This window comes from Aquibacillus koreensis, from assembly GCF_025154055.1.
Lineage (GTDB): Bacteria > Bacillota > Bacilli > Bacillales > Amphibacillaceae > Aquibacillus_C > Aquibacillus_C koreensis.
This window is the reverse complement of record NZ_JAOALK010000007.1, coordinates 12,267-24,262: the sequence shown is the minus strand read 5'-3', so window position 1 is coordinate 24,262 and position 11,996 is coordinate 12,267. Positions and strand designations below refer to the sequence as shown.

Sequence of the window (11,996 nt, the reverse complement as noted above, 5' to 3'; positions counted from 1 at the left end):
GTGGCTCGATCACCCTCGAATTTTTATCAAAATACCAACAAAAATTCGGGGTGGGAATCGAACCCACTAGGACCAGCTGTTTCACTGGTGGCGCACCATTTGCCTTCCCTATATATCAACGATTAGCTTCTATGATGTAGTTCTAAACGCTTGATTCGTACGTTGTATATAACGATTAAATAATTACCTTTATACTTTTTTAAGTCATTTCCCATGACTATATTACACAAAAACATGCGAAATGAAAACAATAATTTTGTAAAATTTATCGACAAAATTATAGGCGGAATTGCAAGAAAAATCTGTTAGCTTAAGTATATGCGAAAACACTGATTTCAGTGCGTTTTTTGTAAGTAAATCTCACGTAAAGCTTCGGTTAATTCAGGGTATAAAAAAGTGTATCCAGACTCGGTTGCTTTGTTTGGTTTTACACACTGTCCTTCTAGTACAAGTAAGCTCATTTCTCCAAGGATCGTTTTCATCGCAAAGGCGGGAGCTGGTAGCCAATAAGGTCTCCCTAAGACACGCGCTAGTGTCTTGCTAAACGCTTTATTTCGAACTGGATTTGGCGCAGTCACATTTAATGCACCTTCTACATTGGAATGATGTAAGGAGAATTTGATCATTTCAACGACATCGTCAACGTGGACCCATGACATCCACTGCTCGCCAGTTCCAACTTTCCCACCTGCAAACATTTTAAACGGAAGTGCCATCATAGGTAAGGCACCTTCTTTTCCTAATACAATACCAAACCGAGTAAAAACTGTACGGACACCTAATTCATTGGCCTTTTTTGCAGTCTGTTCCCATTGACTTGTTACTTCTGCTAAAAAGTCATTGCCGGGTGTGGTCGTGTTCTCTGTGAATGTTTCCGTATCAGAGGTACCATAAAAGCCAATAGCGGATGCATTAATGAAAACGCTCGGTTTTTGGTCTAACTTTTCGATTAATGCAACGGCGTTCTCGGTAGCTTGGATTCGGCTATCTATGATTCGCTGTTTTTTCGTTTCGGTCCAATAGCCAAATAAAGAATCCCCTGCTAGGTTAATGATGGCATCAAGGTTTGGCAATTCTGTTTCAGGTTTGTATGTTTCTTTTAGCCATCCAACATAAGTGATTTGCTCCGTATTCTCATGTTTGTCTGGAGAGCGAGTCAAAACATAGATGTGGTGTCCTTGTTTGATAAGTGATTCAGTCACCTTACTTCCTATAAAACCGGTGCCACCAGTAACGGCAATGTGCATGGGAAATCCTCCTTTAATTCTGTACCTTATTTATTCCTCTTTAAGAAAAAAGTAAACCTTGATCGGAAGAGTATTTTTGATAAGAGCAGTCCCTTATTGGTAACGCGTATAGATCTAACTGTATTGCAATTTCACGATCTACTTTTAGCTATGATACTATATAGGAAAGGAGTTGCTCTAAGATGCCAAAAATTTCGCGCATTACGACGCAAAAGAGAAATAAAAATCGCTATAATATTTTTTTAACGCAGGCTGATGGCAAAGAGGCTTATGGATTTAGTGTGAGTGAAGACATATTAATCGAATTTCATTTACGAAAAGATCTTGAGTTAGATGAAGAAACCATTCAATTGCTACAGACGAAAGATACATTACATAAATCATACACGATGGCGATCAATTTTTTAAGCTATAGAATGCGTTCCAAGCAAGAAATAGTTACGTACTTAAAAAAGAAAGAAGTCGACGAGGAACAAATTCCACAAGTGATCGACAGACTAGATGAAGATGGTTTATTAGATGATCGTGCATTTGCTGAGGCACTTGTGCGAACGCGTGCACAGTCAACGAGTAAAGGACCACTATTGATTAAAAAAGAACTTTTAGATAAAGGGATTACGGTAAGGACGGCAGAGGAAGCTTTACGTCATTTTCCTTACGATGCCCAACTAGCAAAGGCGAAAAAATGGGTAGAGAAAAAGATGAACAGTAGTAGCAAGAAATCATTTCAACAACAACGCATTAGTGCGCAACAAACCTTAATGCAAAAAGGCTTTAGCCAAGTTGTCATAAAAGAAGCACTTACAGAGGCAGATAGCGCGAAGGACGACAATGAAGAGTGGGAAGCAGTGCAAGTGCAAGGGGAGAAATTGGTACGTAAATATGAGAAAAAATATGAAGGCTACGAACTAAAGCATAAAATAAAAGCGGCCTTGTATCGTAAAGGCTTTAAGATTGATGACATCGACCGCTTCTTAGAAAACTTACAGGATGGTATATAGATTAGAACAATTTTTGCGCTCTTAAATCTTCAATCGCCTCATATACATAATCGACAACTTTGCTTGCTTTCTTTTGCACATCAGGGTGTGCAGTTGACATGGCATAGCTATAAGGCGTCATTTCTAACATAGGCACATCATTAAAGGAATCCCCGATTACGGCAATTTCATCTGGCGCCATATCTAGATGTTTCATTAAATGTGATAATCCGTCCGCCTTACTAATTCCTTTTGGAACAATGTCCACACAATGGTTATCAGACAAGTAGCTTTCTGCCTCACCAGAGAATTGTTCCATTAAAACTTTTTGATGCCCGAGAATTTCGTCTGTTTCACCAATTACAATGAATTTAGTCGGATGTAGCGTTGTCCCGTATTCGTCAATAAAATCGACGCCTTCTTTTAAAGGAAAATACATTAAGTGTTCGAACGCCCTTATTAATCCTGTTTTTTCAGTAACAAATGCATCGTCTTCGGTTGTCACACAATAAAGCTTTGTATGCTTTGCTATTTCGGTATGTAATCTTTTACTTAGCTCACCAGAAAAAGTTTGTGAATGAACGAGTTGTCCTTGGTGGTCATAGACAAAACCGCCATTTTGACTTATGCGGTGCCCAGATTGGTTGAGATGTTTTAAGACTTCAACGATATCACGGTCCATACGACCAGTTGCAATCGCAAAATGGACGTCGCTTTGAACAAGATCCTCGATTGCTTCAAAGTCTTTTTTATCTATATTGTTGCCGCCTTTGTTATGTTGAAGTAAAGTTCCATCTAGATCAGTTGCAAAAAGTTTAAGCATCGTTTTTTCTCCTCTTTCATAGTTTGTTTAAGGTAATTGGGAAATTGCCTCATTGCTTATTTGATAACTTAAATTATACACATAGAAAGAAATCAAATTCAAAATCAACGTTTATTATTATTTTTCTAATCGACTATTTGGTAAAATGGATAGTAGGATTGAAAACGAACACTGAGGGGTCAAAACATATGCAGAAACGATATAGTGAATATACAGTGGAAGAATTGCAAGTGGAAGTAGCAACCTTAAAAGAACAAGCGAACAAGGCAGAACAAATGGGGAATATCAGTGAGTATGCAATTTTAGAGAGAAAAATTCAAATGGCACTTGCTTATACATTGAATCCTGCGGAATATAAAAAGGGGCAAGTATATGAATTAAGAGGAGATCCAGGTTATCGTTTTAAGATCACCTATTTGAATGGCGTGTTTGCCTGGGGTAACCGAATAAATTTATTAGATGAAACGTTTGAAACAGAAGAAGCGATGCCGATCTCTGTGTTAGGAGAATTGGTAAAATAACGTGCAGCCCCTGGAGGCTGCACGTTTTTGCGTCGATGGAGTTAGACGCGTTTATTCATTTGAACTTCTGTGATAATTTCGGCTTGGCTTTTTTTCGTTTCGCCGTTTACTTGATGCCCAGTATGCTTTCTACTAGCACGTGGCGACTGAAATGGGTCTTGATACAGATTTGCATAGAATGGTTTTCTTTGTTTAGCCATGGTAGAATTCCTCCAACGTTATTGTTTAGAAGACTTTTGCATGCGTTCTTGGGGACGCGTGTTTATTGTACCATTTGCTCGTTTCGGGCTAAATTTCGCCTTTGCACGTGGCAGACCATCCATATGTGGTCGATCCACTGGAAATCCATATTTTTTATTCCGCATTCGTCAGACCTCCCGGCTAGGGTAAGCAATCACTCTTAATCAGTGATGCATTTATTAGGTTATACAATTTTGGACTCCTTATGTGATACAATAGCAAACAAAAGTATGGAAATAATGATGAGGTGATGTGTCATGCAAGATATTTTTCAGAGGCTAGCAGAAAGACTTTATGAAAAAAATCCAACATTAACGATAGATGAAGCGAGAGTCTGGGTCGAGTTATTATGGGAAGATTTTGAAACAACCCGAGCAAAGGCAGGACGAGAATATGAAGGAAAAGAAATGACGGAACAGATAGTTGTTAGGTGGATTGATCACTACGGTCCAAATCTCCATGACTTTCTGGCAAATAACGAAAAGTACAAAGCGATGTTTGAGAAAGCGACCAAGTATTTACATTAGTGGTTATTGTAGAACAAGTGCTTAGGTTTACCAAAAGAAAGGGCTGTGCACCTTATCAAGAGTGCACAGCCCTAATACTTCCTTATAGTAATGATGGGTCGTCAACAAGCAGTTTGCTTTGAAGCTTTTTCTCTGAAAAGATCCAACCTGTATAAGAGTTCATGATCCGATCATTGTCATCGACCTGTACGACGGCGACAAAGGGATAATAGTCTCTGGAGCGATATCTAAGGTCGATAAAACGAACCTCTGTAAAATCGTCATACATGTTTATTTCCCAATTGTACACAGGAGAGAAAGAAAGAAACGCAGAGACGTTCTTATCTTGTTGTGCAATCTCCATGACCTTATTTTGTGGTAAAGGAACACGTTCGAACTCATCCACTATTTCAATCTGACCATCGACTGCTCTTCCTGCAAAGAGGTGCGTATCGGTTGTGATTGCTAAACGCCAGTAATTTTGTTTTAATGTTGGAGAAGTTGCAATCTCCACCACATCAGGGTATTTTTGATGAATCTTTTTGACAATGCTCCGTTTGTCGAGATAACGTTTCACGTAATATAACGCGAGTATCATATAGATAATGATCCACGTGTAACCTGGATTTGCACCGAACATCCAAGCTAAAATCCCGATGACGTGTAGCCCGAAAATGTATGGATCAAACGTGTTAATAAATCCATATGCGACCCAGCGGCGCGTGAAAGGTCGATATGCTTGTGTTCCATATGCATTAAACACATCGACAAAAACATGTAAAATGACGGCAATGAAACTCCATAACCAGAGGTGGAAAAAACTTACTTCTGGCATAAAAGCATGAATTAAACTTGGAATGGCAATACCCCATAATACAACGGCGGGCATCGAATGGGTTATTCCACGATGGTGTCGTAAATAGACGGCGTTATTTTTAAGTTTTAAAACGGTATCGAAGTCAGGTGCGTGGGAGCCGACAACTGTACCAATTAGGATAGCCTGAAATAACTCATTATCATTTGCTACTACAGGATCTAGAGTTGCTAGACCACCAAGTGCAACCCCCATTACAATATGGGTTCCTGTATCCATCTAATAAAGTCCTCCTTTATTGGTGTATATAGAAAGTCTTTGTCCATGAATTAGTAAATAGTAATAGTATAACCAATGCGTAAGTGATTTAAAAAGAGTCAAACACCCAATTCTGTTAATTTATTCATTATTGTACATGAAGGATGAAATACAGTGAAACAAAATGAAATTAAAAGTTTGTTAAATAATTTTAATATAGACGCATTTCAACAAGACTTGATCGACTGGTTTGAGTCTGGTCAACGAGACTTGCCTTGGCGTTTAGACCAAGACCCTTATAAAGTTTGGGTTTCAGAAATAATGCTTCAACAGACGAAAGTCGATACCGTTATTCCGTATTTTAATAATTTTCTTGAAAAGTTCCCTACGTTACAAGACCTCGCCGATGCACCTGAACAAGAAGTGTTAAAAGCCTGGGAGGGCCTAGGGTACTATTCCCGAGCTCGTAACCTACAAAACGCAGTTCAGGAAGTTGTAGCATCTTATGGTGGTGAAGTTCCGGATAATCCAAAAGATTTAGGAGACCTAAAAGGGGTTGGCCCCTATACAAAAGGAGCGATATTAAGTATCGCATTTGGTCAACCTGAACCAGCTGTGGATGGAAATGTGATGCGTGTTTTGTCACGGGTGTTATTAGTGGATCAAGACATTGCAAAACAAAGTACGAGAAAATTGTTTGAGGCATGTATATACGACATGATCGCAAAACAAAACCCTTCTGCGTTTAATCAAGGCTTGATGGAATTAGGTGCTTTAATCTGTACACCAAAATCTCCGTCGTGCCTGCTTTGTCCTGTTCAAAAAACGTGCAGAGCATTCCATGAAGGTGTGCAAGATGAGCTTCCGATAAAAGGGAAGGCAAAAAAACAGAAAACAATTCAATATGCAACATTAGTGATTGAAAATGAACAGGGCGAAATTCTAATTGAGCAACGACCATCCAAGGGTTTGCTTGCAAATATGTGGCAGTTTCCAATGATTCCACTAGCAAGTGTTGATCTGGAACATGCTGCTGCCTATATCGAGCAACTATTTGGAATCGAGATCGAACTAAGGGAAGAACTTCTTCAGGTGAAGCATGTGTTCTCTCATATTATTTGGGAAATGAAAGTATTTAAAGCAAAAGCAGTAAGTGCAACTACACAAGCGCATGAACGATCCGAATTTGTTTCCGTGAAGCAGTTGACTGACTATCCTTTTCCTGTTCCGCACCAAAAAATAAGAAACACACTTTAAGCAGGAAGCTGGGACAGGTATATCCAACCTGTCCCAGCTTTCTTTTATTGTATAGTAGTAGCAAAATTGCCGGTCTCACCTATATATTTTGTAAGCCGCCTCGGTTCTGGATCTCTTTATTTATTTCTCGTAGTATCGTTGTTCCTTCTGCATTTAAATAGGGGACTACTTGCGATAAAGAGTGATGGAAATATTCTAGTTCTCCGCTATCCCAATCGTTTTTTTCTAGCATTAATAACTCTGTCATATCCCTTCCGTCATACATCGAATGATTCTCCTTTTTCATGTTTATCTCATAACTAATCCTATTTTTGAGCTTAGGGCTGCAGTTTATGCAGAGCAACAAGATCTTAAAAAATATTCATGCAATTTTTCATTTTTTTTAGGATAACTTTTGATTAACATGGACAAATTAATTTCTGCGGAGGTGATATGAGATGGCTAAAAACAAAAAACAGGCTAACCAAACTGTTGCAGGTACTAACGTACAAGAAGTGAGACAACAAAACCAACAGTCTCAACAAGGTCAAGGACAATATGGTACTGAGTTTGCTTCTGAGACTAACGCACAAGAAGTAAGAAAACAAAACCAAAAGTCTCAACAAAAGAAGTAAAACATTAACCCCCGAAGATCAAAAGGAGCTCTCTTCACACGTTGAGAGCTCCTTTATTTTTGCTTATCCTCACAAAATTCACATCATTATTTCGATAAGTGGCCTTTCATTTCCAATTCTCTACATTTAAAGTTATAATAAGAACTAACTCAAAATAGCAGCAATGGAAAGAAATAAAGAAAGGAAGATATGATGGCTGGACCTAGACCCGGTACATCCGTTCAAATACATAGCTATAAACATAATGGTCAGCTACATCGTGTCTGGAACAGTAGTATGGTCTTAAAAGGGACAAGTGATACTGTCATCATTGCGAACGATAAAGCACTTGTCACCGAAAGTGATGGACGTACTTGGATCACGAGAGAGCCAGCCATATGTTATTTTCATTCTAAATATTGGTTTAACATCATAGGGATGTTACGTACGGATGGTATTTATTATTATTGTAATATTAGCTCCCCTTTTGTTTTTGAAGAAGGTACGATTAAGTATATTGATTATGATTTGGATGTAAAAGTATTTCCTGATATGACCTATACCCTCCTCGATGAAGATGAATATGAATTGCATAGTCAGTTAATGAATTATCCAAAGGTATTAGATCGTATTTTGAAAAATAATATTGAATATTTAATTCGATGGGTTAGACAAAGGAAAGGTCCTTTCTCACCTGAGTTTGTGGATCAATGGTATGAACGCTATCTAACTTATCGCTAATGCATGTTTTAGCATGCCTATAAGATCCTTGTCTCGTTATGTGACAAGGTTTTTCTGTTGTATTGTCCATTTTGATGGAGTACTATATAGTTTCGGTCTTCCATGTGAAGGGCTTGAAATTAATTTTTTTAAAATAGTAGCGTAATCTATTAGATATAGCACTGCGGTTTGAACGCCTGAGCTTCAGACACCAATGAAAGAGGTGCATAACTTGGATAGTATAAAAAGGTATATGGAATTTGTTAAACCATATAAATGGAAGATCCTCCTGACAGTATTAATCGGTGTGTTTAAATTTGGTATTCCTTTATTAATGCCGTTAATCGTCAAATATGTGATTGATGATATTGTCATTGCCGAGGGATTAACAAACGCTGAGAAAATCTCGCAATTACTTTGGCTCATGGGTGGAGCATTTCTTTTATTTCTCGTTTTGCGCCCACCGATTGAATATTACCGCCAATATCTAGCACAATGGACGGGTAACAAAATTTTGTATGACATTCGTGAACGACTCTTTGATCATATTCAAAAACTTAGTCTGAGCTTTTACTCAAGGTCGAAAACAGGTGAGATTATATCAAGAGTGATCCATGACGTGGAGCAAACAAAAAACTTTGTTATGACGGGGCTTATGAACATTTGGTTAGACATGGTCACGATCTTAATTGCAATTGGTATTATGCTTAGTATGAATGTTTGGTTAACGCTCGTGTCTATTGCTTTATTTCCACTTTACGGTTTTGCGGTCAAGATCTTTTATGGAAGATTACGTCAGCTTACCAAAAGTCGTTCCCAAGCACTAGCACAAGTCCAAGGGCACTTGCATGAACGTGTTCAGGGTATTCCTGTTACGAGAAGTTTTGCTTTAGAAGATTATGAACGTGATCAATTTGACGTGCAAAATAAGAACTTTCTTGATAAAGCAATCCACCATACGTCTTGGAATGCAAAAACGTTTGCTGTGATGAATACCATTACAGATTTGGCGCCTTTGTTAGTGGTCGCATTTGCGGGATATTTAGCGATCACTACAAACTTAACTGTCGGTACAATCGCTGCTTTTGTTGGTTATATGGATCGTGTTTACAGCCCGTTAAGAAGGTTAATTAGTTCATCAACAACGTTAGTCCAATCGATTGCGTCGATGGACCGTGTCTATGAATTCATTGATGAAGAATACGATATTAAAGATCGAGATGATGCCAAACCTTTAAAGAATGTGAAAGGTGATGTAGAGTTCGACCGTGTGTCATTCCGATATGAACAAGACGAAGAAATGGTGTTGCGTGATATCTCACTAAAAGTAAAACATGGCGAAACGATCGCCTTAGTAGGTATGAGTGGTGGGGGAAAATCAACGATCATTAGCTTGATTCCACGCTTTTATGATGTCACAAGTGGCAGTATCAAAATCGACGGCACCGATCTAAGGGATATGCAAGCACGAACGCTTCGTGACAAAATTGGGATGGTATTGCAGGACAATATTTTGTTTAGTGAATCGATTGCGATGAACATTCGAATGGGGAAACCGGACGCTACCGATGAAGAAGTGATTGAAGCTGCAAAAGCGGCGAATGCACACGACTTTATTATGGGTCTTACCAACGACTATGACACGCTGGTTGGTGAGCGTGGTGTGAAATTGTCTGGTGGCCAAAAACAACGCGTTGCGATTGCACGGGTATTCTTAAAAAATCCACCGTTGTTAATTTTAGATGAGGCAACATCAGCACTTGATTTAGAGAGTGAACACTTAATTCAAGAAGCGTTAGAAAAATTAGCGTCAGATCGAACGACATTTATTGTGGCGCACCGCTTATCCACCATTACACATGCAGATCGCATCGTGCTAATTGAAAATGGAGAAGTAAAAGAACAAGGATCCCACCAACAGTTGATGGAGAAGCAGGGGAACTATTACAAGCTATTTCAGGTACAACAGTTGGATGATAACATAGAAGAAGTGCCTTATTTTATAGGTGATCAAAAATAAAAACTTATCATATGAGTGGAGACGTTAAGCAGTCCAATTTATGTTTCAATTGGACTGCTTATTTTTTTGTTTAAAAGACAGATAGTATTGGTGGAAAGTGACGTTTTGACAGTTGAACTCCCGAAATGGGTGGTGGAACTGTCAAAAGCGTCTCGTTATTGACAGTTGAACTCACTAAATGGGGATAGAACTGTCAAAAGGGTTCAGGTGATAATCAAACAAGCAGTTGACTTAACAGTTAACTGGATAATTATGTTAAAATAATAGTTAATTATTAGAATGTCACAATACATTAAATGAACATGAATAGGGGTAAATGTATGATTGCTCAAGCGATTGTCACGAAAAATAATAAAGTGTTAATGGTTAGACAATTTGTTCAACGAGGAGCAATTGTTTGGAATTTTCCCGGTGGAGGTATTGAAGAGGGGGAGTCTCCAGAGGAAGCTTGTGTAAGAGAAGTACATGAAGAAACTGGATATATAGTGAAAATTAATAGATTACTTTATAACGATAGTTACAAGTTTACATTTATAGCAGAAATTGTGGGTGGAGAGATGTTCCTGAACAAAGAATTAAAAGATAATGACGATATTCTTGAGGTATCTTGGGTTTCTTTGGATGACAATAAGAAGTGGGATCAAGTTACATTGCCAATACTAGAAATATATATAAATGTAACAAATGAAATGAGGTCTGATTAATGAAGAAAGTGTTCATGGGTGTACTTCTCACCGGCTTGATTTTTATAGTAGGATGTAATGAAGATTTTGACTATGAAAACGAAGAGGTTGCTGCAATTGTAAGAGGAGAGGAAATTACGATTGGAGAACTTCGATTTTTATATCCTGACAAAAAAGCGTTGGATAATCTTGATGGTACAATTAAGGCAACATTAGCCATTCAAGAAGCAAAGAAAATGGACCTCGATGTTTCTGAAGAGATGAAGGAAATAGAAGGCGCGAATGTATATCCTGAAGAAGCTAACAATTCTGAAACAGCAAAGAATATTCGTCAGTTCGCACATACGCAAGCTGCCAAGTTTGGAATGGAACCGGAGGAGTATTATAAGGAATACACCGAGAAAACACGTGAAATTAGTTTCTATGTGGTCGGCTATATAGAAGAAATGATAGGAGAAGCCGACGATAAGGCATTTACAGAACAGGCAAACAAGTTGTTGGACGATTTAGTAGAAGAAAATAGAGATGAGATTAATATACGAATACAATAGTTTATTTGGAAGATAGGTGCATTTTCGTTTTTTTAAAAGATGGGGTGATTACATGGAACGCAGATTAAAGATTTTATTGTTCGGTATAGCTGGAGTCATGTTCGGTATGGTTATTGGAAATGTATTTCGAAATGGAGAAGTAACTGGGGATCCATTTGGTATCATCCTAGCTATTGCTATCCTAATTTCATTAACAACCTTAGGGTTTCATTTGTATAAAAAGCGGTATAACAAATGAAAAACCCCACGATGTGGGGTTTTCTTTACCAAAGATAAGCGCCTTCGCAAGTATCAGCAATCGGTTCATAATAACAATGCTCTTTATATTGTCCTGTGAATGGTTGATTGTACCAGGTAGGAGGGCATTCACCATAAGGATTAAAGTACCAGAGCGCATACTTAGAAGGGTGTTCTCTCCAAAATTTTAAGGTTTCTCTTGCTAACTTTTTCTCTACTTCTCTCGCTCGATTATAAAAAACATTTCCTTTTTGAACGGCCTCAAAAGAGTAATTCCCACCTTGTACTTGGAAAATCACATCCCGTATCGATCTTAAATCTTTAAAATCAAGACAATTCGCTTTTAGTCGATTTACAATGACATTGCCAACCATGAGCATTCCTAATCGTCCTTCACCTTCTGCTTCTGCTCTCATCATTCTTGCCATTACATCAACATCAGCATCGGTATATTTTACTCTTGCCATTTTTATCACCTCTACAAGAATTGTATTAACAAGTGTCTAGAAAAATGTGGGCTCAGAGAAAATTTACTGTGGTGGACAA

At 38.2% G+C, this 11,996-nt stretch carries 17 protein-coding genes; 10 read left to right on the top strand and 7 right to left on the bottom strand.

The annotated features are described in order from the left end of the window. Positions 1-335: 335 nt before the first annotated feature. Complete coding sequence (locus NYQ66_RS01170; RefSeq protein WP_259865964.1) at positions 336-1,247, bottom strand: TIGR01777 family oxidoreductase; 912 nt, start codon at positions 1,245-1,247, stop codon at positions 336-338. Positions 1,248-1,429: 182 nt separating this feature from the next. Between NYQ66_RS01170 and recX the strand changes: the two genes are divergently transcribed. Beyond that, on the top strand, positions 1,430-2,248 hold the full coding sequence (gene recX / locus NYQ66_RS01165) for a recombination regulator RecX (protein ID WP_259865962.1): 819 nt from the start codon (positions 1,430-1,432) through the stop codon (positions 2,246-2,248). A 1-nt stretch (position 2,249) separates the two neighbouring features. On the opposite strand, the gene NYQ66_RS01160 is transcribed toward recX, so the two are convergent. Further along, complete coding sequence (locus NYQ66_RS01160; RefSeq protein ID WP_259865960.1) at positions 2,250-3,050, bottom strand: HAD family hydrolase; 801 nt, start codon at positions 3,048-3,050, stop codon at positions 2,250-2,252. A 188-nt stretch (positions 3,051-3,238) separates the two neighbouring features. On the opposite strand from NYQ66_RS01160, the gene NYQ66_RS01155 reads away from it, so the two are divergent. Continuing rightward, positions 3,239-3,571 carry a YfhH family protein gene (locus NYQ66_RS01155; RefSeq protein WP_259865958.1) on the top strand — a complete coding sequence of 111 codons (333 nt, stop codon included), beginning with the start codon at positions 3,239-3,241 and terminating at the stop codon, positions 3,569-3,571. A 41-nt stretch (positions 3,572-3,612) separates the two neighbouring features. Here the strand turns inward: NYQ66_RS01155 and NYQ66_RS01150 are convergent, their stop codons facing one another. Next, positions 3,613-3,771: a YpzG family protein gene (locus NYQ66_RS01150; protein WP_259865956.1), complete on the bottom strand. Its 159-nt coding sequence runs from the start codon at positions 3,769-3,771 to the stop codon at positions 3,613-3,615. 18 nt (positions 3,772-3,789) lie between these two features. After that, positions 3,790-3,936, bottom strand: a complete 147-nt coding sequence (gene sspK, locus NYQ66_RS01145) for a small, acid-soluble spore protein K (protein ID WP_259865953.1) — start codon at positions 3,934-3,936, stop codon at positions 3,790-3,792. A 132-nt stretch (positions 3,937-4,068) separates the two neighbouring features. On the opposite strand from sspK, the gene NYQ66_RS01140 reads away from it, so the two are divergent. After that, the gene (locus NYQ66_RS01140) at positions 4,069-4,338 is read left to right on the top strand and encodes a YfhJ family protein (RefSeq protein ID WP_259865951.1); all 270 of its coding nucleotides are present in this window, start codon (positions 4,069-4,071) and stop codon (positions 4,336-4,338) included. Between the two features lie 82 nt (positions 4,339-4,420). On the opposite strand, the gene NYQ66_RS01135 is transcribed toward NYQ66_RS01140, so the two are convergent. Further along, the gene (locus NYQ66_RS01135; protein WP_259865948.1) at positions 4,421-5,410 is read right to left on the bottom strand and encodes a metal-dependent hydrolase; all 990 of its coding nucleotides are present in this window, start codon (positions 5,408-5,410) and stop codon (positions 4,421-4,423) included. Between the two features lie 153 nt (positions 5,411-5,563). On the opposite strand from NYQ66_RS01135, the gene mutY reads away from it, so the two are divergent. After that, a complete protein-coding gene (gene mutY / locus NYQ66_RS01130; protein WP_259865946.1) occupies positions 5,564-6,646 on the top strand; it encodes an A/G-specific adenine glycosylase in 1,083 nt (360 codons plus the stop codon). 79 nt (positions 6,647-6,725) lie between these two features. Here mutY and NYQ66_RS01125 read toward each other — a convergent pair whose 3' ends face one another. Further along, entirely contained in the window at positions 6,726-6,911 is a 186-nt protein-coding gene (locus tag NYQ66_RS01125) for a hypothetical protein (RefSeq protein ID WP_259865944.1), read from the bottom strand. Positions 6,912-7,083: 172 nt separating this feature from the next. On the opposite strand from NYQ66_RS01125, the gene NYQ66_RS01120 reads away from it, so the two are divergent. From NYQ66_RS01120 to NYQ66_RS01095, 6 genes are all read left to right on the top strand, one after another. After that, on the top strand, positions 7,084-7,260 hold the full coding sequence (locus NYQ66_RS01120) for a gamma-type small acid-soluble spore protein (RefSeq protein ID WP_259865943.1): 177 nt from the start codon (positions 7,084-7,086) through the stop codon (positions 7,258-7,260). A gap of 192 nt (positions 7,261-7,452) precedes the next feature. Next, a complete protein-coding gene (gene ntdP, locus NYQ66_RS01115; RefSeq protein WP_259865940.1) occupies positions 7,453-7,980 on the top strand; it encodes a nucleoside tri-diphosphate phosphatase in 528 nt (175 codons plus the stop codon). A gap of 211 nt (positions 7,981-8,191) precedes the next feature. Further along, a complete protein-coding gene (locus NYQ66_RS01110) occupies positions 8,192-9,979 on the top strand; it encodes an ABC transporter ATP-binding protein (RefSeq protein WP_272480020.1) in 1,788 nt (595 codons plus the stop codon). A 320-nt stretch (positions 9,980-10,299) separates the two neighbouring features. Beyond that, on the top strand, positions 10,300-10,683 hold the full coding sequence (locus tag NYQ66_RS01105) for an NUDIX hydrolase (protein WP_259865936.1): 384 nt from the start codon (positions 10,300-10,302) through the stop codon (positions 10,681-10,683). Next, positions 10,683-11,213: a hypothetical protein gene (locus NYQ66_RS01100; protein WP_259865934.1), complete on the top strand. Its 531-nt coding sequence runs from the start codon at positions 10,683-10,685 to the stop codon at positions 11,211-11,213. Before NYQ66_RS01105 ends, NYQ66_RS01100 begins: the two co-directional genes overlap by 1 nt. A gap of 52 nt (positions 11,214-11,265) precedes the next feature. Further along, on the top strand, positions 11,266-11,451 hold the full coding sequence (locus NYQ66_RS01095; protein ID WP_259865932.1) for a hypothetical protein: 186 nt from the start codon (positions 11,266-11,268) through the stop codon (positions 11,449-11,451). 25 nt (positions 11,452-11,476) lie between these two features. On the opposite strand, the gene NYQ66_RS01090 is transcribed toward NYQ66_RS01095, so the two are convergent. After that, positions 11,477-11,917, bottom strand: coding sequence for a cell wall hydrolase (locus NYQ66_RS01090; RefSeq protein WP_259865930.1), 441 nt, complete (start codon positions 11,915-11,917; stop codon positions 11,477-11,479). Between the last annotated feature and the right edge of the window lie 79 nt (positions 11,918-11,996).